The organism is Streptosporangiales bacterium (assembly GCA_009379955.1).
Classification (GTDB): Bacteria; Actinomycetota; Actinomycetes; order Streptosporangiales; family WHST01; genus WHST01.
In genome coordinates, this window is sequence record WHST01000117.1 from 1 (window position 1) to 20,897 (window position 20,897).

The 20,897-nt window shown below is 71.8% G+C and carries 22 protein-coding genes; 10 read left to right on the plus strand and 12 right to left on the minus strand.

The features are described from left to right. Nucleotides 1–134 precede the first annotated feature (134 nt). Nucleotides 135–1,088, minus strand: coding sequence for a helix-turn-helix domain-containing protein (locus GEV10_25900; GenBank protein MQA81864.1), 954 nt, complete (start codon nucleotides 1,086–1,088; stop codon nucleotides 135–137). Between GEV10_25900 and GEV10_25905 the strand changes: the two genes are divergently transcribed. After that, nucleotides 1,025–1,960 (plus strand): DUF1177 family protein, encoded by a 936-nt coding sequence (locus tag GEV10_25905; GenBank protein ID MQA81865.1) that lies wholly within the window; start codon nucleotides 1,025–1,027, stop codon nucleotides 1,958–1,960. The genes GEV10_25900 and GEV10_25905 overlap by 64 nt on opposite strands. 118 nt (nucleotides 1,961–2,078) lie before the next feature. Here the strand turns inward: GEV10_25905 and pepE are convergent, their stop codons facing one another. Next, entirely contained in the window at nucleotides 2,079–2,807 is a 729-nt protein-coding gene (pepE, locus tag GEV10_25910) for a dipeptidase PepE (protein ID MQA81866.1), read from the minus strand. A 63-nt stretch (nucleotides 2,808–2,870) separates the two neighbouring features. Continuing rightward, nucleotides 2,871–3,701, minus strand: a complete 831-nt coding sequence (locus tag GEV10_25915; protein MQA81867.1) for a methyltransferase domain-containing protein — start codon at nucleotides 3,699–3,701, stop codon at nucleotides 2,871–2,873. Nucleotides 3,702–3,765: 64 nt separating this feature from the next. Between GEV10_25915 and GEV10_25920 the strand changes: the two genes are divergently transcribed. The 3 genes from GEV10_25920 (at nucleotide 3,766) to GEV10_25930 (ending at nucleotide 7,628) form a co-directional block, all read left to right on the plus strand. Further along, nucleotides 3,766–5,235: an aminotransferase class I/II-fold pyridoxal phosphate-dependent enzyme gene (locus tag GEV10_25920; GenBank protein MQA81868.1), complete on the plus strand. Its 1,470-nt coding sequence runs from the start codon at nucleotides 3,766–3,768 to the stop codon at nucleotides 5,233–5,235. 222 nt (nucleotides 5,236–5,457) lie between these two features. Next, nucleotides 5,458–6,981 carry a DHA2 family efflux MFS transporter permease subunit gene (locus GEV10_25925; GenBank protein MQA81869.1) on the plus strand — a complete coding sequence of 508 codons (1,524 nt, stop codon included), beginning with the start codon at nucleotides 5,458–5,460 and terminating at the stop codon, nucleotides 6,979–6,981. A 38-nt stretch (nucleotides 6,982–7,019) separates the two neighbouring features. Further along, nucleotides 7,020–7,628, plus strand: coding sequence for a hypothetical protein (locus tag GEV10_25930; protein ID MQA81870.1), 609 nt, complete (start codon nucleotides 7,020–7,022; stop codon nucleotides 7,626–7,628). 12 nt (nucleotides 7,629–7,640) lie between these two features. Here the strand turns inward: GEV10_25930 and GEV10_25935 are convergent, their stop codons facing one another. Genes GEV10_25935 through GEV10_25945 form a run of 3 tightly spaced genes read right to left on the minus strand, consistent with a single transcriptional unit; the run spans nucleotide 7,641 to nucleotide 10,163 of the window. Then, on the minus strand, nucleotides 7,641–7,940 hold the full coding sequence (locus tag GEV10_25935) for a thiamine-binding protein (GenBank protein MQA81871.1): 300 nt from the start codon (nucleotides 7,938–7,940) through the stop codon (nucleotides 7,641–7,643). Nucleotides 7,941–7,966: 26 nt separating this feature from the next. Then, nucleotides 7,967–8,932, minus strand: coding sequence for a methylmalonyl Co-A mutase-associated GTPase MeaB (gene meaB, locus GEV10_25940; protein MQA81872.1), 966 nt, complete (start codon nucleotides 8,930–8,932; stop codon nucleotides 7,967–7,969). Between the two features lie 37 nt (nucleotides 8,933–8,969). Continuing rightward, nucleotides 8,970–10,163 (minus strand): acetyl-CoA C-acyltransferase, encoded by a 1,194-nt coding sequence (locus GEV10_25945; protein MQA81873.1) that lies wholly within the window; start codon nucleotides 10,161–10,163, stop codon nucleotides 8,970–8,972. Nucleotides 10,164–10,291: 128 nt separating this feature from the next. Here GEV10_25945 and mce point away from each other — a divergent pair, with 128 nt between their 5' ends. Then, the gene (gene mce / locus GEV10_25950; protein MQA81874.1) at nucleotides 10,292–10,714 is read left to right on the plus strand and encodes a methylmalonyl-CoA epimerase; all 423 of its coding nucleotides are present in this window, start codon (nucleotides 10,292–10,294) and stop codon (nucleotides 10,712–10,714) included. Here the strand turns inward: mce and GEV10_25955 are convergent. The 3 genes from GEV10_25955 to GEV10_25965 are packed head-to-tail and all read right to left on the minus strand — an operon-like array spanning nucleotide 10,638 to nucleotide 12,957. Further along, nucleotides 10,638–11,330 (minus strand): lysoplasmalogenase, encoded by a 693-nt coding sequence (locus GEV10_25955; protein ID MQA81875.1) that lies wholly within the window; start codon nucleotides 11,328–11,330, stop codon nucleotides 10,638–10,640. The two genes, mce and GEV10_25955, sit on opposite strands and share 77 nt — an antisense overlap. Beyond that, the gene (locus GEV10_25960) at nucleotides 11,327–12,415 is read right to left on the minus strand and encodes an OmpA family protein (protein ID MQA81876.1); all 1,089 of its coding nucleotides are present in this window, start codon (nucleotides 12,413–12,415) and stop codon (nucleotides 11,327–11,329) included. The genes GEV10_25955 and GEV10_25960 overlap by 4 nt, the downstream gene beginning before the upstream one ends. Next, nucleotides 12,412–12,957, minus strand: a complete 546-nt coding sequence (locus GEV10_25965) for a hypothetical protein (protein ID MQA81877.1) — start codon at nucleotides 12,955–12,957, stop codon at nucleotides 12,412–12,414. The genes GEV10_25960 and GEV10_25965 overlap by 4 nt, the downstream gene beginning before the upstream one ends. Before the next feature lie 122 nt (nucleotides 12,958–13,079). Between GEV10_25965 and GEV10_25970 the strand changes: the two genes are divergently transcribed. After that, the gene (locus GEV10_25970; GenBank protein MQA81878.1) at nucleotides 13,080–14,300 is read left to right on the plus strand and encodes a DivIVA domain-containing protein; all 1,221 of its coding nucleotides are present in this window, start codon (nucleotides 13,080–13,082) and stop codon (nucleotides 14,298–14,300) included. 3 nt (nucleotides 14,301–14,303) lie between these two features. Then, nucleotides 14,304–15,602, plus strand: coding sequence for an AI-2E family transporter (locus tag GEV10_25975; protein ID MQA81879.1), 1,299 nt, complete (start codon nucleotides 14,304–14,306; stop codon nucleotides 15,600–15,602). Here GEV10_25975 and GEV10_25980 read toward each other — a convergent pair. Further along, on the minus strand, nucleotides 15,599–16,318 hold the full coding sequence (locus GEV10_25980) for an alpha/beta hydrolase (GenBank protein MQA81880.1): 720 nt from the start codon (nucleotides 16,316–16,318) through the stop codon (nucleotides 15,599–15,601). The genes GEV10_25975 and GEV10_25980 overlap by 4 nt on opposite strands. Before the next feature lie 77 nt (nucleotides 16,319–16,395). On the opposite strand from GEV10_25980, the gene GEV10_25985 reads away from it, so the two are divergent. Beyond that, nucleotides 16,396–16,620, plus strand: a complete 225-nt coding sequence (locus GEV10_25985) for a zinc ribbon domain-containing protein (protein MQA81881.1) — start codon at nucleotides 16,396–16,398, stop codon at nucleotides 16,618–16,620. Between the two features lie 6 nt (nucleotides 16,621–16,626). Here GEV10_25985 and GEV10_25990 read toward each other — a convergent pair whose 3' ends face one another. Next, nucleotides 16,627–18,153, minus strand: coding sequence for a 3-hydroxyacyl-CoA dehydrogenase family protein (locus tag GEV10_25990; GenBank protein ID MQA81882.1), 1,527 nt, complete (start codon nucleotides 18,151–18,153; stop codon nucleotides 16,627–16,629). A gap of 103 nt (nucleotides 18,154–18,256) precedes the next feature. On the opposite strand from GEV10_25990, the gene nucS reads away from it, so the two are divergent. Continuing rightward, a complete protein-coding gene (gene nucS / locus GEV10_25995) occupies nucleotides 18,257–18,916 on the plus strand; it encodes an endonuclease NucS (GenBank protein ID MQA81883.1) in 660 nt (219 codons plus the stop codon). A 101-nt stretch (nucleotides 18,917–19,017) separates the two neighbouring features. Beyond that, nucleotides 19,018–19,671 (plus strand): hypothetical protein, encoded by a 654-nt coding sequence (locus GEV10_26000; GenBank protein ID MQA81884.1) that lies wholly within the window; start codon nucleotides 19,018–19,020, stop codon nucleotides 19,669–19,671. 7 nt (nucleotides 19,672–19,678) lie between these two features. Here GEV10_26000 and GEV10_26005 read toward each other — a convergent pair whose 3' ends face one another. Next, a complete protein-coding gene (locus tag GEV10_26005; GenBank protein ID MQA81885.1) occupies nucleotides 19,679–20,611 on the minus strand; it encodes a 3-hydroxybutyryl-CoA dehydrogenase in 933 nt (310 codons plus the stop codon). Between the last annotated feature and the right edge of the window lie 286 nt (nucleotides 20,612–20,897).

Genomic DNA, 20,897 nt, shown 5'->3' on the forward strand with positions numbered 1-20,897 from the left:
CTGCCCGAAACCGCCCCGCAGACCCCCGAGCCGGGGTCAAGGGGGCTCGGCAGAGAACCCGGCAGCCGTTCGGGAACCACCGCGAGCGTCCGAAGGCCGGTCATCCCGGGAATGGCTCATTGATCAGCGCATCCCTAGGTCGTGGGTGCGGACAGGGCAGCGGACACGAGGTCGGCCGTGCGCCGCAGGTCGGGCACGATCGCCTCGATGTGCGTGCGCATGCTCTCCCGCGGACCGATCACCGAGACCGCGCCGGTCACGGTCCCCTGGGCGAACACGGGAGCGGCAACGGCCTCGACGCGGGAGTCGTACTCCCCGTGCGAGACCGCGATGCCGGTGCGGCGGACCTCGGCGTAGATCGCGAGCAGCGCCTCGACGGTCGTCGGCGTGGTCGGCGTGCAGCGTTCGAGCGTCTCGCCGAAGAGTGCGCGTACGCGCGACTCCGGCAGGTGGGCGAACATCGCGTGCCCGCTCGCGCCGCCGTGCCCGGGGAACAGGCCGCCGACGATGGTCGTGTACCGCAACGGCCCCGGCCCGTCGACGGCGGCGGCGCACCGGTACCTGTTGGCGTCCGGCACGTTGTAGACCACGCTCTCGCCGGTGCGCTGGGCCAGCGGGACGAGCAGGTCGCGCACCCGGGTGAGGGTGCCGTCGCTCTCCTCGGCGAGCCGGCCGAGCCCGACCAGCGCCGGCCCGAGCCGATAGCGGCGTGTCGGCGGGTCGAAGACGGTGAAGCCCCGCATCGACATCGTGGCGAGCAGCCGCTGCACCTGGGACTTGTCGAGGTCGAGCGCGCGGGCGAGCGCGCTGACGCCCCACGTCGGTGACGTGGCGGTGAACGCGCTCAGCACCTGCAGCGCGCGGTCGGCGGTCTGCAGGTACCCGACGGGTCGGTCACGAGTCTCGAGAGGTCTCATCGCACATACCGAGATGACGTTGCAATTACCGCACCCAGGAGACAGCATGGTGGTCGCGCTGTCAAGACCGCCCCTGATTGCCGACGAACACCGAGGAGGCCGATCCCGTGTCCTGGCGTGACGTGATCGACGGGTACGAACTGCTCGACGACCCGGCAGCGGACGGAGCATCCGTCGCGTCCTGGCTGCGCGAGCAGTCGCTCGACGACGTGACCGTCACTCGCGTCGAGGGCGAGCGGGGAGGCACCGACTTCGTCCGCGCCGTCGTGCCGGGCTCCCGCGGCCGGAGCGCGGGCGGCGACGCCCCGACGCTCGGTCTCGTCGGACGGCTCGGCGGCCTCGGTGCCCGTCCCGAGCGGATCGGGTTCGTCTCCGACGGCGACGGCGCCCTCACCGTGCTCGCGGCCGCGGCGAAGCTCGGCCGCATGCGCGCACGCGGCGACATCCTGCCGGGCGACGTCGTGGTCGCCACGCACGTGTGCCCGGACGCGCCGACCCGTCCGCACGATCCCGTCCCGTTCATGGACTCCCCCGTCGACATCGCGACGATGAACTCCCACGAGGTCGACGACGACATGGCCGCCGTGCTGACCGTCGACACCACCAAGGGCAACCGCATCTGCAACCACAACGGTTTCGCGATCACTCCGACGGTCAGGGAGGGCTGGGTCTTGCGGGTGTCCGACGACCTCCTCGACATCGCGACGCGGGTCACCGGTCGCGCGCCCGTCGTCCTGCCGGTGACGACGCAGGACATCACGCCGTACGGCAACGGCGTCTACCACGTGAACTCGCTCCTACAGCCCGCGACCGCCACGTCCGCGCCGGTGGTCGGCGTCGCGATCACGACCGAGGCAGCCGTCCCCGGGTCGGGCACCGGTGCCACCGACCTCGCGAGCGTCGAGTCGGCCGTCCGCTTCTGCATCGAGACCGCGAAGGACCTCGGCGCCGGCGACTGCCGCTTCCACGACCCGGACGAGTTCGCCCGCCTCGTCGCCCTCTACGGCGAGATGCGCCACCTCCAGGGCGCCGCAACCTCCTAGCGCTGGGGCTGTCCCGCTGATCACGTTAACGTGATCAGCGGCGACTTCACCTCGTGCCGGGACGAGGTGAAGTCCACGTTCACGAGGTGAACGTGATCATTTCGCGAACCGGCTAGGGCTAGGGCTGGGTCGGGGCGTCGAAGACCGGGGTGCGGCGCAGCAGCGACGACAGGTCGGAGCCGGCCGCCAGCTCCCGCGGCAGGCCGCCACGGTCGAACAGCCGGGCCCGGCGGTCGCCGCCGAGCGTGGCGACCGCGCCGGACACCCGCACCCAGGAGCCCTCACGCAGCCCGAGCACGGGCACGTCGTTCTCCTCGAGGAACTGGATCAGCCGCTCCTCGCGCGTCTCGCCCATGTGCCGCGAGGACGGGTCGGGGTCGAGGTAGTGCGGGTTGATCTGGAACGGCACGAGGCCGAGGGCCTCGAACGACCGCGGCTGGACGATGGGCATGTCGTTGGTGGTGCGCAGCGAAGGACCGGCCATGTTGGTGCCCGCGCTCGAACCGATGTACCTGGTGCCCGCCGACGCAGCCGACCGGATCGCGGGCACGAGATCGAGGTCCTGCAGCGTACGGAGCAACCGGAACGAGTTGCCGCCGCCGACGAACACGATGTCCGCCGCCTCCACCGCGGCGACCGGGTCGGGCGCGAGGTGCAGTCCGATGACCTCGATGCCGTACGGGTCGAGCGACCGTGCCACGCGGGAGGTGTAGACATCGTGGTCGGCGAGGGCGTAGGGGACGAACAGCACGCGGTGTCCCGCGACGAACTCGGTGAGCTCGTCCGCGACGTGCGCGAACATCGGCTGACCCGGTGCGGAGGAGTTCGACATCAGCATCAGGTCCATGCGGCTCGTCCCGGTCTCGTCGGCGGCGCGTGCGACGCCATCCTGACAGACCGGCGGGCCGGGTCACGGCAGGTGCACGGCCGTGCCCTTGAAGAACGTGTAGTGGAACGTGCCGCCGCCGGCCGCGGTCCTGCGCAGGCCGGCGATCCCGCGGTCCCAGTCCTCCGCACTCATCAGGCCGGCCGCCAGCGCGTCGTCGCGCACGCCCTCGACCATCGCCGTGAACGTCTGCCGGGTGAAGCCCTCGACGAGCCCGGGCTTGGAGTCGTCGACGTAGACCGTCCGCGGCTCGACCGCCACGTCCGCGTACCCCGCGGCGGTCAGCAGCGGATGCAGCTCCCGGCCGATCAGTCCGTTCCCACCGACGGCGGCCTGCAGCCAGACGAGGCAGTCGATCGCCGCGTGGGCGTAGGCGCTGTCGGGATGGAAGAACGCCGACCCGTGGTCGCCCTCGATCACGGTGATCGTGCCGCCAGGCCGCAGCACCCGGCGCAGCGCGGCCAGCGCCTCGACCGGGTTCGGCAGGTGCTCGAGGACGAAGCACACGAACAGGTGGTCGAACGACGCGTCCGCGTACGGCAGCGCGAACAGGTCGGCGCGGTGCCACTCCACCGCCGCGTCCGGCACCTGCGCGGCCACCCGGGCCCGCGCCTGGGCGAGCGACTCCGCGGAGACATCCACGGCGACCAGCCGCGCCCGTGGACTCGCGGCGGCGAGGTGGACGGTCTGCGCGCCGACCCCGCACCCGACCTCGAGCACCCGGCTGCCCGCGGGGTACGCCGTCCCCCGGTGCAGCAGCGCCGCCAGGGTGTCGGCCTGGTCGCCGAGCCGCCGGCTCTCGGTCGCCGTGTACCCGTGTACGTAACCGGTGCGCCCGCCGTCGACCACCGTCATGTCATGCCTCCGCTCGCTGCGTACGTCCCTGGTCACGTCCCCAGACTGCCGGCACAATGGTCCGGTGAACAGGTCCAATGACAGCGCCGACGACAGGTCCACAACGGCCGGGTCCGACTTCCTGCACCTGGACGTCGCCGAGGCGCCGCCCGGTGGACGCGCCGACTGGCTGGCCGAGCGGCTCCGGCTGGCGATCGCGGACGGGCGACTGCCCGTGGGCAGCAGGCTGCCGGCCACGAGGGTCCTCGCCGAGGAGCTGCGCGTGTCCCGCGGCGTGGTCATCGAGGCGTACCTGCGCCTGGGCGAGGACGGCCACGTCACCGGCCGCGGGCGCGGCGGGACGGTCGTCGTCGCGGCCCCCGTCACGGCACCGGCGCCGGAGGCTCCCGCTGCCCGCGGGGTGTCCGCACCGTTCGCCACGGCACCGGGTGCCGGCGTCTTCGACGCCCTGCGCGAGGCGCCCGCCAGGATCGACCTCTCACCGGGCCTGCCCGATCTCGCGGCCTTCCCGCGTACGGCGTGGCTGCGCGCGGAGCGCCGGGCGCTCGCCGACCTCTCGACGTCCGACTTCGGCTACGGCGACCCGCGCGGGACGCCCGCGTTGCGGTCCGCGGTCGCCGACTGGCTCGGCCGCAGGCGCGGGATCCGGGTGGACCCTGCCGAGGTGGTCGTCGTCGCCGGCGTCGCGCAGGGGCTCGACCTGCTCGTGCGGGTGCTGCACGACGCCGGGATGCGCGAGATCGCGGTGGAGGACCCGGGCTCACTCGGCATCCGCCAGCACCTGCTGTACCACGGCATGGCCACCCGTCCGGTCGCCGTCGACGCCGGCGGTCTGCGGGTCGACGAGCTGCGCGCGACCGGCGCGGCGACCGTCATGGTGACGCCCGCGCACCAGTTCCCGACCGGCGTGGTGCTCGACGGAGAGCGGCGCCGCGAGCTGATGCGGTGGGCCGGCGAGGGCGGCACGATCGTCGAGGACGACTACGACGCCGAGCACCGGTACGACCGGCCGCCGGTACCCGCGCTGCGGTCGATGGTCGCCGAACACGCGTTCTACGTCGGCAGCGTCTCCAAGCTCCTCGCCCCTGCCCTGCGCCTCGGCTGGGTGCTGGCGCCGCCGCCGCACCGCGACCCACTCGTCGACGCCAAGCGGTTCGCCGACCTCGGCAACGCCGTCCTGCCGCAGCTGGTGCTCGCCGAGCTGATGAGGTCGGGCGCGCTGGAACGCCACCTCCGCCTCCTCCGCGGCCGGCACCGCCGCAGGCGCGACGCGATGATCGACGCCGTCCGCACGCACCTCCCAGGCGCGGTCGTGCACGGCGCCGCGGCCGGCCTGCACCTGACGCTCACGTTCGGCGACGACGTCGACGACGTCGCCCTCGCGGCCGCGGCGCTGGCGCGGGGCGTCAAGGTGCAGCCGCTGTCGTGGCACGCCATCCGCCCGCACCGCCCCGGCCTCGTCCTCGGCTACGCCGCCAACCCCCCGACGACGCTGACGGAGGGCGTACGCCTCCTGGCCACAGCCCTGGAGTGAGCCACCGCTGGCGACACGCTCGCCGTCGGGCGCCGCGCCCGCACCGAGGCCGCCGGACCGTCGTCCTTCCCGACACCGGATCTGCCGTCCGGGTTCAGCAGGTCATGTCGTCACCGATGAGTTCTTGGCGCCGTGCCGGTCTGATCCAGTGTGACCGTGATTTCGAGAGTTCGTCGGGCCGAGATGCCGGCAGACGCCCTCACCTACTCCGAGCGAGGACTCATGCCTGCCGACTTGCCTGCCAGCCCCGCAACGGCCACCGCTGGCGCGCCGGGGCGTACTCCTGCCGTGATCCGACTGCTGGTGGTGGCGACGTTCGTGGTGATCCTGAACGAGACCATCCTGCTCAACGCGATCCCGCGGCTGATGGCGGACCTGCACGTCACGGAACAGGCCGCGCAATGGGTGTCCACCGCGTTCATGCTGACCATGGCCGCGGTCATCCCGGTCACCGGCTGGTTCCTCCAGCGGGTCTCGACCCGCCAGGCCTACGCCACCGCAATGGGTGTCTTCCTCACCGGCACCGCGCTGTCCGCGGCTGCCCCGGTCTTCGAGGTTCTCCTCCTCGGCCGGATCACCCAGGCCGCCGGCACGGCAGTGATGATGCCACTGCTGATGACGACCCTGATGACCGTCGTACCTGACCGCGACCGGGGCCGGGTGATGGGCAACGTGACCATGGCGATATCGGTGGCCCCGGCGCTGGGGCCGACGGTCTCGGGTGTCGTCCTGCAGGTCGGCTCATGGCGCATGCTCTTCCTGCTGGTGTTGCCGATCGCGGCCACAGTGACGTGGTTCGGCCTGCGTCGCCTCGAGAACGTCGGCCAGCCGCGTCACAGCACCATCGACTGGCTGAGCGTGGTCGCTGCCGCTGTCGGATTCGGCGGACTGGTCTACGGCCTCACCCAGTTCGCCGAAGGTGGCGTCGGCCCCTCGGCCGTGTTCGTCGTGGGCGGGCTGGCGGCGATCGCGGTCTTCGTGATACGCCAGCTGCATCTCCAGCGCAACGGCTCGCCCCTGATGGACCTGCGTACGCTGCGGCAAGGGACGTACGCCAAGGCGCTGATCCTGATGTCGGTGGCGTTCATGGCGATGCTGGGATCGATGATCCTGCTGCCGCTCTTCCTGCAGAACCTCCGCGGCCTGAGCCCGTTGCAGACCGGACTGCTGGTGATGCCCGGTGGCGTCGCCATGGGCCTGCTCGGCCCGACCATCGGACGGATGTTCGACCGGTTCGGTGGGCGGGTGCTCGTGATCCCCGGCTCCTTCGGATTCGTGACCGCGCTCGCCGGCCTCACCCAGCTGTCCATGACGATGCCGTACTGGCAGGTGCTCGGGCTGCACACGCTCCTGATGTTGTCACTGGCCGCGATCTTCACCCCGGTCTTCACGCTCGGGCTGGGCGCCCTGCCAAGGCACCTCTACTCCCACGGCAGCTCGATGCTTGGCACGCTGCAGCAGGTCGCAGCGGCGTTCGGCACCGCACTGGCGGTGACTGTCATGACCGTGCGTGCCGACCAACTGGCGATCGACGGAGTCGCCGCGGAACTCGCCCGACTCGACGGAATGCGACTCGCCTTCCTCATCAGCGCAGTGCTCGCGCTCGTCGTCGTCGCGATCGCGCTCCGACTGCCACGGCGGGCTCACCAGAACAACGACACGACGACCGACGACTCACCCGGAACACTCGATGATGCACGGGTCAGGCCCGAGGACGAGGTGGTCGAACTCCAGCCCGTCAGCTGAACGGCCACGAGTGGGCCGGGCTGTGGGAGAGTTCGGGGATGCGGGACACGATCGCCGGCGTCCGCCGGCCGGCGAGGCGGACGTACGCCGCCGCCGTCGCCGCCGCGGGTCTGGTGCTGGCGATCCTCTTCCTCGTGAACCCGCTGCACCTGCGGTACAACGGGACCTACGCCCTGCTGTCCCTGGCGCTGCTCGTCGTCGTGCCGGCGGTCGCGACAGCGCTGACCCCGGCGAGGCGCGTGGGCCGGGCCGTCGCGGTGGGACTGATCGGGACGTCTCTCGTGGTGGCGGGTGGGCTCGTCGGCACCCTCGTCGAGCCACGGGACTCCCCCGTGGCGCACACCGACCCGGTCACGTCGGGCACGTACCGGCTCCAGGTCGGCAACACGACCTCGTTCCCTGACCGGAGCCGATTCCACCGGACCGTGCGGTTGAGCCGTGCACGCGGGCCGTTGACCCAGGAGGTCGTCGTGTACGCCTCGCGTACCGTCAGTCCGGAAGGGCAGCCCACCGTCGACGCCGCCTTCACCGGACAGCACCGGATCAACGTCACGACCGGTGCGTGCCGGTTCGAGTACACGTTCGACGCCGTGACGCTCCGGGTCGACGCGTCACCGCGCAACGCCCGCGTCACCGCGACCTGCTGAGACGCGGACGGCTCAGGCGTCGTCGCCCAGGGCGCGTTCCAGCCGCTCCATCTTGGCTGCCGACGTGTCGTCGACGCCGGGCTTGATGTCGGCCTTGAGGACAAGCCCGACCCGCGGAGCGCGGGCGGCGACGGCGTCGACCGCGCGGCGGATGACGTCCATCACCTCGTCCCACTCCCCCTCGACCGTGGTGAACATCGCGTCGGTGTGGTTGGGCAGGCCGCTCTCGCGGACCACGCGGACGGCGTCGGCGACGTGGTCGGCCACCGAGGCACCCACGCCGGACGGCGAGATGGAGAACGCGACGATCACAGTGGTTCCTCCGGTTCGGTACGGGGTTAGGGGGTGTCGGTGAGGTTCGCGACCAGCTCGTCGGCCGCGGCGTACGGGTCGAGGCCGCCGTCGGCCACCCGGTCGGCCAGAACCGCGAGGCGAGCGTCGCCGTGCAGGTCGGCGAACCTGCGGCGCAGCTGGCCGAGCGCGAGCGCCTCGATCTCGTCGGCGATCCGGTCGCGGCGGACCTTCGCGATCCTGCCGTCCCGCGCCAGCCAGTCGCGGTGCTTGAGGATCGCGGCCACCAGCTCGTCGACACCCTCGTCCTTGACGGCGACGGTGCGCACGATCGGCGGACGCCAGTCGCCCGGTCCGCGCCGCTCTCCCAGCGCGAGCATCTGGTTGAGCTCGCGCGCGGTGTGGTCGGCCCCCTCGCGGTCGGCCTTGTTGACGCAGAAGACGTCGGCGACCTCGAGGATGCCGGCCTTCGCCACCTGGATGCCGTCGCCCATGCCCGGGGCCAGCAGCACGATCGTGGTGTCGGCCTCCGACGCGATCCGCAGCTCCGACTGGCCGACGCCGACGGTCTCGACGAGGACGAACGCGCAGCCTGCCGCGTCGAACACGCGGACGGCCTGCAGGCTCGCGGCCGCGAGACCGCCGAGCTGCCCTCTCGTCGCCATCGACCGGATGTAGACCTCGCCGTCGGTCGCGTGGTCCTGCATCCGCACCCGGTCGCCGAGCAGGGCACCGCCGGAGAACGGCGACGTCGGGTCGACCGCGAGCACGCCCACGCGGTAACCGTCGCGGCGCAGCAGGGCGACGAGCGCGCTGGTCACGGTCGACTTGCCGACGCCCGGCGCGCCGGTGAGCCCGACGACGTGCGCGTTGCCGGCGTGCGGCGCAAGCGCGGCCATCACCTCGCGCAGCTGCGGCGCGTCGTCCTCCACCAGGGAGATCAACCGGGCGACGGCGCGGGCACGCCCCTGCGTGGCCTGCTCGACGAGCGTGGCGACGTCAGGGGCACCCATCAGTCCACGCGCCCGCTTCGTCGCTCATCGGGACCGATCACGCCGCGGGGACGCGGACGACGAGTGCGTCGCCCTGGCCGCCGCCGCCGCAGAGCGCGGCCACCCCGGTGCCGCCGCCGCGGCGGCGCAGCTCGTGCGTGAGGTGCAGCACCAGGCGGGCACCGGACATGCCGACCGGGTGGCCGAGCGCGATGGCACCGCCGTTGACGTTGACCTTGTCCTCGGAGACGCCGAGCTCCTTCATCGCCTGCAGACCCACGGCGGCGAACGCCTCGTTGAACTCGAACAGGTCGACGTCCGCGACGTCGAGGCCCGCGCGGTCGAGCGCGGCCCGGGTCGCGCCGGCGGGCTGCGACTGCAGCGTGGAGTCGGGACCCGCGACCATGCCGTGCGCGCCGACCTCGGCGAGGATCGGCAGGCCCTCGCGCTCTGCCCGCTCGCGCGACATCACGACGAGCGCGCAGGCGCCGTCGGAGATCTGCGAAGCGCTGCCAGCCGTGATCGTGCCGTCGGGACGGAACGCGGGACGCAGCTTCGCGAGGGTCTCGGCGGTGGTGTCGGGCCTGATGCCCTCGTCGTCGGTGACCACGACGGGGTCGCCCCTGCGCTGGGGTACTTCGACGGGGACGATCTCGTCGGCGAACAGGCCGTTCTTCTGCGCGGCGGCCGCGCGCTGGTGCGACAGCGCGGCGAACCTGTCCTGCTCCGCGCGCTCGATGCCCAGCGCGTCGTTGTGCCGGTCGGTCAGCTCGCCCATCAGGCAGGAGTCGAAGACGTCGGTCAGCCCGTCGTACTCCATGTGGTCGATGAGGGTGATCGAGCCGTACTTGTGTCCCTCGCGCCCGCCACGCAGCAGGTGCGGCGCGTTGGTCATCGACTCCATGCCGCCCGCCACCACGGTCTGCGCCAGCCCGCCGCGGATGTAGAGGTCGGCGAGGGCGACGGCGTTGAGGCCGGACAGGCACATCTTGTTGATCGTGACCGACGGGACGCTCATCGGGATCCCCCCGTTGACCGCGGCCTGCCGCGCCGTCGCCTGGCCGCCGCCCGCGGGCAGCACCTGGCCCATGACGACGTAGTCGACGTCGGTCCCGGCGACGCCACCCTGCTCGAGGGCGCCGCGGATCGCCACGCCACCGAGATCGGTGGCGGCGAATCCCTTCAACGACCCGAGCAGCCGCCCCATGGGCGTGCGTGCGCCTCCGACGATCACCGACACCGACTCGCTCATCTGAGCCCTCCTCAGGATCGCGGCTTCGTCCGCCACGATACTTGGTGTGCACCGGGCCGGCCCGCGGTGCGGGAGCCGGACGACGGCGTGACGAGCGCCACACCGAGGGAGCGCACGGGAGGGAAGCGGTGTTCAGCAGGATCGACCACGTCGGCATCGCCGTCCGCGACCTCGACGAGGCCAAGGACTTCTACGCCCGCACCTTCGGCATGCGGGTGGTGCACGAGGAGACCAACGAGGACCAGGGCGTCCGCGAGGTGATGCTCGCGGTCGGCGACGGCGAGACCCAGGTCCAGTTGCTCGCGCCGCTCACCCCCGAGTCCACGATCGCCAGGTTCCTCGACCGCTCGGGCCCCGGCATGCAGCAGCTCGCGTACGCCGTCGACGACATCGACGAGGCATGCGCGACGCTGCGCGGCCGGGGCCTGCGACTGCTGTACGACGAGCCCAGGCGCGGCACGGCAGGCTCTCGCGTCAACTTCGTGCATCCGAAGGACGCAGGCGGCGTGCTGGTCGAGCTCGTCCAGCACGCACCAGACCCAGCACGATGAGCCCCTGCCCGGCGATGTAGGTCGCCATCACCCAGACGTCCGGCTGCGGCACGGCGAACCAGTCGGCGTAGCGGTGCAGCGCCAGCAGCGAGTCGGAGACCAGGAAGATGCCCGCTCCCCACGCCACCGTCCTGTTGACGCCGACGGCGACGGTCGCGCTCGCGCCGAGCACGAGACCGTAGATCGCGACCGGGACCACGAGGTCGCCGAGGCCGGGCGCCAGCACGGCGAGCAGGACCACCCACCACGCGGTGTACGGGATCGCCGCCCACGGGCGGCGCCGGAGGCCCGACCGCCGGGTGAACGGCCAGAACACCCCGACGTAGACGAGGTGGGCCAGCAGGAACGCCGCCAGCCCGACGAGGAACCAGACGTCGCGCGGCACGTTGAGGGCGAGGTCGCCGGCCCAGGCGAGGACCAGGGCGATCGCCGTGCCCCAGGTCCAGTGGCCGCGGTGCTCCCCCGCGAGCACGAGGAGCGCGAGCGCGAGCGTCGGCATGAGCAGGACCTTGGTGACGGTGCCGAGCCCGTCGACCGCGGCGGCCAACGCGACCAGGTGGATGACGCCGGCGGCGGCGTACGGCACGAGGGCCAGGAGCCGCCGGTCGCCGGTCACCCCTTGACCTGGAGGGCCTTGATCGTGCCGAACGCGGGTACGTACAGGTCGAGGTCGTCGCGGTGCTGCTCCGGTGCCGTGAAGTAGAACCAGACGTCGGCGGACTCACCCTCCGCGAGGGATGTCGGCATGCTCGACCTGATCGGCTCGCCCTTGCCGGTGACGTAGTAGCGCAGCTTCGTGCCGCCCTGCTCGTCGAAGAGCACCGTGTCGGACGCGTCGTCGCTCACCGTGGTGTCGCCGCTGAAGAGGTAGGGCACGCCGGAGTACCCCGTGCTGTCGGCCGGGAGGGACACCGCGGTGACCCGCACGCGGACGTACACGAACGGTCCGTGTTCGTCGACGTTCATGACGTCGAGCTGGATCCTGTTGTCACCCTCGTCGCTGGTGAAGGTGCGCTCGACGGCGGCGCGGGAGCCCGCCGCCTCGGGCCCCTTGGCCGGCGGGGCGATCTCGGTGCCGGGGACGGAGATGTCGGTCGGCTCCGTCTCCTCGCCCGGCTCGTCCTTGGTGGTCGTGTAGGTGACGGTGACGCGCCGGTTCCTCGCCTTGTCGGCCGGCGAACGCTCGGGGTCGACCGCGAGGGCCGTCTCCCCCTTGCCCACCGGCTTCAGCGTCGTGCCGGTGCCGCTGAGCCGCGAGGTCAGCGCCTCGGTCACCGCCGTCGCCCGCTTCGTCGAGAGATCCAGATTGTGCGCGCTCGTCCCGTCCGTATCCGTATGTCCGGTGACCTCGACGGGCCCCTTGGCGCCGGACTCCCTGATCCTCTTGGCCACCTCGTCGAGCGTCTCGTTGGACGCCGGGCCGAGGTCGGCGGAGTCCTTCGCGAACAGCACGTCGGCGGACAGGGTGAGCGCGCGCTTCTTCCCCGTCCGCTTCTCGTCGATGAGGACGAGCGGCTCCCTGCGCTCCTGCATGGAGACCGACGTGCCCGTGATCGGGATCGGCCTGGCCGACTTGGCCCCGGCTCCCGGGCTCTTCCAGACCGTCGGCGTCGGGGTCTCCGCGCCCGCCGTACCGGGGGACGCGACCAGCATCGCCACGACGGCCAGCGCCGCACCTCGGCGCAGGGCGGCGCGGGTCACGACGAGACCTTCACGCCGGGCAGTGGGCCGAGGTCGCTCAGCACCACCGTCATCGACTCCACGGACTCCGGTGGCAGCGGGTAGTCGGCGAACAGCGCCGTGGGCTGGTCGAGGGTGAAGTCGGATACGCCGTCGGAGCACACGCACCCACCTCCGTTGGTCTTCAGGACCGGGTACATGCGGAGGTTGGCGCTGTCGATCAGGTACACGCCCGCCACGTCGTCGCCCAACGCGTCAACGCTGAGGAAATCACTGGCCAGCGGGTCAGTGCTGCCCTTGCTCTGCGGCGTCACCGCGAACACGAGCCGGAGCACCTTGTCGTACCGCTTGAGCTCGATGACGTCGACGGTGATCCGGTAGCCGCCCTGCTCGCTGGTGACCGACCTGATCGAGTTCTCGACCTTGCCGTTGGCGCCGACCGTGATCTGCGGCGGCTTCTCCGAGGCCACGTTGTCGTCGCCGAACAGGCCGCATCCCGTCAGCACGGCCGCGCAGAGGACGGCGGTGAGCACCGTGCCCAGCGCCGATCGCCACGTCTTCATCGCGAGTCTCCCCATCGTCGTAGCGGCGGATCGCCGCGGCTGCGCACGACCCCAACCCTCTCGCAGCCTGCGATACCCAACTGCACGCGGTGGTTCGGTTCGCGTGACGAAGACTCTTTACCATGCCTGCGCGTGTCGACGGCCGCACCCCCTGCTCACTCTCAGGTGACTCTGCAAAGATGGGGGGCATGACGCCTGATCAGCCGCCGCTTGACGATTTCTTCTCGAACCAGGCCTTCGACGTGGTGATGCGTGGTTACGCACGCAACCAGGTCGACGACTACGTCGCGCAGATCGAGGCGTCCACGAGGCAGCTGCGCGAGCACAACACCGAGTTGCAGCATGCCCTCGAGTCGACCGAGAAGCGCGCCACCGAGCAGACGAGTCCGAGCTACGCCGGACTCGGCGGCCGGGTCGAGCAGCTGCTGCGGTTGGCCGAGGAGGAGTCCACCGACCTCGTCCGGCGGGCGCGCGAGGAGGCCGAGCAGCTGCGCGAGCAGATCGTCGGCAAGGCCCAGCGCGACGCCGAGTCGAGCGCGGAGCGGCAGCGCAAGCAGGAGGCCGAGCTCGCGGCCGAGGTCAAGCGGCGGCGCGAGGAGCTCGACAAGGAGGTCCAGGAGCGCCGCAAGACGTCGGTCGACGACGCGGAGAAGCGCAAGCGCACCTCCGTCGACGAGGCCGAGGCACGCAAGCGTTCGTCCGTCGAGGAGGCGGAGAAGCGCGACCGCGAGTCGATCCAGGGCGCCGAGCAGCGCAAGAGGTCGGCAGCCGAGGAGGCCGACAAGCGGGTCACCGAGGCGAAGCAGAAGGCCGAGCAGCTCGTCCGGCTGGCGCAGGAGGACGCCGACCGCGTCCGCTCCGACGCCGAGACCCACGCCGCACGCACCCGCGAGCAGACCGAGCGTGACCTCGCCGATCTCGAGCGCAAGAAGACCGCGGTCAACAGCCAGATGGAGCAGCTGCGCAGCCTCCTCGGCGTGGCCGCCCCGCTCGACTTCTCCGCGACGACCGGTCAGAAGGGTCCCGGCGGCGGGTCGCAGGGCGACAAGCCCGCGGGCGGCGGCCAGTCGCAGGGCGGCCAGTCGCAGGGTGGCCAGTCGCAGGGTGGTCGGTCGCAAGGAGCCCAGGCACAGGGGGCACAGGCGCACGGCGGACAGTCCCAGCAGGGGAGCCAGTCGCCGAGCGGCCAGTCGCACGGCAGCCAGGCGCAGGGCGGCGGAGACCGGGGTCCGTCCGGTGGCGCCGAGGCCCGGTGGCGGGAGCGGCCCGAGCACCACCCCGGCTCGCACCAGAACCGACCCGTCCACCAGGGTTCGCCCGGTGCGCCCGGACAGCACCACTGAGTCGTGAGCACGCCGACCAACGGGGAGTCGGACGACGCCGGTAGCGGCGACCGACCGAGACCGACGACGCCCGACGACCAGACCACTGACGAGCCGACCGCCGGCTCCGACGCTCCCACGCCTGCGCGCGAGCCGTCGGCCGGCGCCGCCGAGACCGCGGCCGCGGTCGCGTCGGCACGGCCCGGGGAGCGCGAGCGGAGCGATCCCCCCGCCGAGAACGAGCCCGCCGCCAGCGCGGGCTCGCGGTTCCCGTTCGGCCGCCCGGGTCGGCCGTTCGGTCAGTCGCCGTTCCTCTTCGGGCTGACCGGCGCGCTCGGCGTCGCCGTGGCCTGGGGACTCGTCCAGGCGGTCATCAGCGTCCGCCAGGTCCTGATCCTGCTGCTCGTGGCGCTCTTCCTCGCGGTCGGCCTCAACCCCGCCGTCGAGTTCCTCCGCCGCCGCAAGATCCCCCGGGTCTGGTGCGTCACCATCGTGTTCGTCGGCGTGCTGATCTTCGTCGCCGGCTTCTTCTCCGCGATCGTCCCCCCGCTGGTGCAGCAGTCCCAGGACCTGTGGGAGAACCGCAACGACTACATCGCCGCCCTGCAGAACAACCCGACGATCAACCGGTGGGACGACCGCTACCAGCTGATCGAACGCGCCCAGGACTACCTGGACCAGCAGGGACAGGGCCTCGGCGAGCGCCTCGCGAGCGGGATCATCGGCGCCGGCAAGGCGATCGCGAGCGGCGTGTTCAACACGTTCAGCGTGCTGATCCTCACGCTGTACTTCCTCGCCTCGCTGCCCAAGATCAAGAAGACCCTCTACCACCTGGCCCCGCGCACCAGGCGCGAGCGCGTCGAGCTGCTGGGCAACGAGATCATCGGCCGGGTCGGCGGCTACGTCTCGGGCGCCGCCACCATCGGTCTCATCGCGGGCGTCACGAGTTACATCTGGCTGCTCGCCTGGCAGGTGCCGTACGCCCTGCCGCTCGCGCTGTGTGTGCTGCTCCTCGACCTGATCCCGATGATCGGCGCCACCATCGGCGCGGTCATCGTCACTCTCGTCGCGTTCACCAGTGGCGTCCCCACCGGCATCGCCACCGCGATCTTCTACGTGGGGTACCAGCAGCTCGAGAACTACCTCATCTACCCGCGGGTGATGAAGCGCGCCGTCGAGCTGCCCGCGGCGATGACCGTGATCGCGGTCCTCATCGGCGGCAGCCTGCTCGGCGTGCTCGGCGCCCTGCTCGCGATCCCGAGCGCGGCGGCACTGCTCCTGCTGTTCCGCGAGGTCGTGATCCCCCGCCTCGAACGCGCCTAGGGTGCTGCGGGCCACTCGGTCGGGAGCGGGAATGCGGCCGGGTTGACGCGTCGGACGATCTCGTCGAGCGCGCGGCGTACGTACGACTCGCCCACCCAGAGGTGCTTGCCGCCCTCGATCGCGACGACCTCGGCCCGCGGCACCCTGGCGAAGCGCCGCCGTGCCTCGTCGGGCCGCAGGTAGTCGTCGAACTCGGGGACGAGCGCGACGAGCGGCCTGCCCGAGCGTGCCCACCGGTCGAGCTCGTCGTCACCGGCACGCTTGAGCGGCGGGGACAGCAGGATCGCGCCCTCGACGAGCGGGTCGTTCGCCCACTTCAGCGCCAGCTCGGTACCGAACGACCAGCCGACCACCCAGACGTGCGGCAGGTCGTGGAACTCGGTGTACTCCAGGGCCGCGGCGACGTCGTACCGCTCGGCGTCCCCACCGTCGAACTCACCGCCACTCGTGCCCTGCTCGCTCGACGTGCCTCGCGTGTTGAACCTCAGCACCGCGAGGTCGGCCATCGCGGGCAGCCGGGCGGCGGCCTTGCGGTAGACGTGGCTGTCCATCATGCCGCCGTGGGTGGGCAGCGGATGGAGGGTGACGAGCGTCGCGACCGGCGCCGCCTGCTCGGGGACGGCGAGCTCACCGACCAGCTCGAGCCCGTCCGCGGTGTGCAGGGTGAGCGGCGTGCGCCGGGCCGGCAGCTCGGTGTCGTATCGGATCTCCGCCACACCCCGACCCTAGTGCGGCGGACGTGAGCGACGTCCCATGGGCCGGGCGGTAGTCGTCGGCACAGTAGGCTGACCGCATGGCACGTTACGAGTACCACTGCCGCACCTGCGGCGACGAGTTCGAGGTGGTCCGCCCGATGGCCGAGTCGGGTGCGGTGACGAGCTGCCCGTGCGGCTCCCCGCGGGCCGACCGCGTGTACTCGAGCCCCGCGGTCACCGGCCGTGCGGCCGCGACGGCGTCCGCTCCCGCCGGTGGCGGTGGCGGCGGTGGTTGCTGCGGCGGCGGGTGCGGCTGCGGCTAGCTCGCTCTAGTCCCTGAACCCTCGTCCGGCCGTCACCAGCTCGACCAGCAGCGGGCTCGGCACGAGGCCGGGCTCGCGCACCTCGTCGTAGATCGCCCACTGCTTGCCCAGCGCCACGCCGAGGCCGACCTCCTCGAGCACCTCGAACGGGCCCTGGGGCAGCGCGCAACCGAGCTTCATCGCCGCGTCGGCGCCGTCGGCGGTGGTGTAGCCGGACTCGACCATGCGGGCCGCGTCGTTGAGGTACGGGAACAGCAGCGCGTCGACCACGAGGCCGGCGCGGTCGGCACTGACGACCGGGGTCCTGCCGGCCGCCAGACACAGGGACGCCGCGGACTCCACGGCGGCGTCTGACGCCTCGACGGTGCGCACGACCTGCACGACGTCGGAGTCGGGCATCGGGACGTTCATGCCGACCACGTCGGACGGACGCCCGGCCGCGACGGCGAGCTCGATGACCGGCACGCCGGACGCCGCGGCGACGACGAGGTCGCAGTCGGCGGCCGTCGAGTCGCGGCGCACCTCGACGCCGGCGGCCTCGAGCATCGCGCCGACGGCCTTCACCTGGGCGCCCGAGCCGACCAGCCCGACCCTGGTGACGTCGTGCGCGACGGACCTCGGCACGGGCGTGCGCGCGTCGTCGACCAGCGCGCCGGAACCCGCCGACTCGTAGGTGTAGAAACCGCGTCCGGCCTTGCGGCCCAGCCGGCCCGCCGTCACCAGCTGGCCGAGCAGCGGCGAGGCGACGTACAGCCGGTCGCCGGTCTGCCGGTACATCGTCGCGAGCACCTCGACCGCGGTGTCGAGACCGATGAGGTCGAGGAGGGCGAGCGGGCCCATCGGGTAGCCGCACGCCACCCGCATGGCGGTGTCGACGTCCTCGCGTGACACGTGGCCGTTCTCGTACATCGTGACCGCGCGGTTGAGGTAGCCGAACAGCAGCGCGTTGGCGATGAAGCCCGCGCGGTCGCCGGCGACGACGGGATGCTTGCCGAGGCGGTGCGCCAGGGCCACGACCGCCGCGACGACCTCCTCGCTCGTGGAGACGGTCTGGACCACCTCGACGAGCCGCTGCACGGGCGCGGGGTTGAAGAAGTGCATGCCGATGACCTGTGCCGGCCGCGCCGTCGCGGTGGCGATCTCGGTGACCGACAGCGAGGACGTGTTCGACGCGAGGATGCCGTCGGCCCCGACGATCTCGTCGAGGCGGCGGAAGATCTCCCGCTTCAGCTCCAGCCGTTCGCTCACGGCCTCGATCACCAGGTCGCAGTCGGCGAGGTCGTCGAACGACGACGAGAACGTCACCCGGTCGAGCAGCGCCTGGCGGCCGTCGGCGGCGAGCTTGCCGCGGCGGACCGCCCGCTCGGTGGAGTGTCGCAGCCGGTCGCGTCCCGCCTCGACGAGGTCGAGGCTGTACTCGACGCCCACGACCTGGAGTCCGCCGCCGGCGAACACCTCGACGATGCCCGCTCCCATGGTGCCGAGGCCGATTACGCCGACCTTGCCGATCTCCGTGCCGGATTCCACCGTCATCTGGCGTCCGTACCCCTTCCGCGCGAGCCCCCCGGGAGTCTCTCAGAGCATGCGCGGGACCGGGTGTGCCGGGTGTTCGGGCGCAGTACTACCGTGACGGACCGTGCGACTCGTCATTGCCCGGTGCTCCGTCGACTACAGCGGCCGCCTCGAGGCCCACCTGCCCTCCGCGCTCCGGCTGCTCATCGTCAAGGCCGACGGCTCGGTGCTCGTGCACTCCGACGGCGGCTCCTACAAACCCCTCAACTGGATGTCGCCGCCGTGCCAGCTGCACGAGCGCGACGGCGAGTGGCAGGTGCTCGGCAAGTCGGGCGAGACGCTCACGATCCGTCTCGAGGAGGTGCTCAAGGACACCTCGTACGAGCTCGGCGTCGACCCCGGCCTGCGCAAGGACGGCGTCGAGACGCACCTGCAGGAGCTGCTCGCCGAGCAGATCGAGAGCCTCGGCCCCGGCTGGCGGCTGGTCCGGCGCGAGTACCCGACCGCCATCGGTCCCGTCGACATCCTGGCCAGGGATGCCGAGGGCGCCGCCGTCGCGGTGGAGATCAAGCGGCGCGGCGAGATCGACGGAGTCGAGCAGCTCACCAGGTACCTCGAGCTGCTCAACCGCGACCCGCTGCTCACTCCGGTCCGCGGGGTCTTCGCCGCGCAGGAGATCAAGCCGCAGGCGCGCGTCCTCGCGATGGACCGCGGCATCACGTGCGTGACGCTCGACTACCAGGCCCTGCGCGGGCTCGACGACCCGTCCCAGCGTCTCTTCTGACCGGTTCGGTCGTCTCCGCGCCGGGAACCGGGGGGTCGCGCTCGGCGGTGCTCACGTGTCGCATAACGTCGGTCACACCACGTCGGGAGGATGGTAGGGCCATGGGGTTCCTGGACAGGGCCAAGGAAGCCGCGAGCCGCGCCAAGTCGCAGGCGCGCGTGGCGCGTGAGCAGGGTCAGCAGCGGATCGAGGACCTGCAGGCGCGCAGGCAGGCCGAGGTGCTGCTCCGCGAGGTAGGACTCGCGGCGCACGAGGAGCATCGCGGCGAGGGCGGTCACGAGGCGGTCGTCCGCGCCCTTGCCAAGCTCGACGAGCACATCCGGACGCATCCGATCGACCTCTCCACTGCGGGTCTGCGTGGCTACGTCCGCACCGCGACCGGCGGCGGCGCCGACGACACCGCCGCCCCCGCCGAGCGCCAGGGCGCCGACCCGGCAGAGAAGTCCCGCGAGGACACCGACTCCGAGAAGGCCGAAGACGGGACGTCCGAGGCGGGCGAGTCCGAGGCGGATCCCGACGGCGAGCCGAAGGCGAAGCAGGAGTCCGACGGATCGGCGGCCGCGAACGACGAGAAGTCGGCGACCTCGCCGTCCAGCACGGCGACGGGTGGCGGCTCGGCCGCGAAGGCGTCCGCCGCCAAGAAGCCCGCGGCCAAGAAGACCACTGCGAAGAAGCCGACGGCGAAGAAGGCCACCAAGAAGGCCGCAGAGAAGACCACCGCTGAGCAGCCCGGCGACCAGGACTCCCAGTCGTAGGGAGTAATCAGTCGTAGGAGTAGAAGCCCTCACCGGACTTGCGGCCGAGCTGACCGGCCTCGACCATCCGGGTCAGCAGCTCGGGCGGGAAGAACTTCGGGTCCGCCGTCTCCTTCCAGACGTTGAGCGTCGCGTGGCGCAGCACGTCGAGGCCGGTGAGGTCAGTCGTCATCAGCGGGCCCATGGCGTGACCGAAGCCGAGCTTGCACGCGGTGTCGATGTCCTCGGCCGAGGCGACACCGGCCTCGTAGAGCTTCACCGCCTCCACGACGAGCGCGCTGATCAGCCGCGTGGTGACGAATCCCCCGATGTCGCGGTTGACCACGATCGCGGTCTTGCCGATCCCCTCGACGTAGTCGCGCGCGCGGGCGAGCGTGTCGTCACTCGTCCGGCGGCCACGGACGAGCTCGCACAGCGCCATCATCGGTACCGGCGAGAAGAAGTGCGTGCCGACGACCGACTCCGGGCGTCCGGTGGCACTCGCGATCTGCGTGACGGGGATGGCGCTGGTGTTGGTCGCGAGCACCGCGTCGTCGCGGCAGATCGCGTCGAGCGCCGCGAACACCTCGCGCTTGACCTCGATCTCCTCGAAGACGGCCTCGACGACGATGTCGGCGTCGGCGGCCGCGTCGAGGTCGGTGCTGACGCTGATCCGGTCGACCGATGCCGCCGCGTCGTCGGCGCTGAGCCTGTCCTTGGCGACGAACCTGTCGAGGCTCGAACGGATGCCGGAGAGCGCGCGGTCGAGCTGCTCCCTGCCGACGTCGCGGAGGACGACCTCGTGACCCGCCTGCGCCGACACCTGGGCGATGCCCGATCCCATCAGGCCGGCTCCGACCACCGCGATCCTCGCCACGTCATCCTCCTCGCTCGACCATGCAAACTCCCCCACCCTAGGTAAGGGACCGGTCAGGGCCGAACCCAGGGCGATACCAGGCATCCCGGCAGTGGTGTGGACACCGCGAGTCGGGTGTTCCCACATGCTGCAGCGTGTGGAACACCCGAATCACGATGTGCAGCGCACCTTCATCGTGGGAAGCCGGCGCTGACCCGCCGAGAGCGCCGGCGGGGCGAGCGTCGTGCTCCCGCTAGGAGCGTGGGTCCGTATTGGCGAATCCGCCGCGCCGCGGCGCTGATGGGGCTGCTGGGCGGTTAGCGTGGCGGGCCGTGTGCCGGCATGAGTGAGGTGGTCGTGCTCGTCGTTGATGCTCAGCGATCAGCGATCA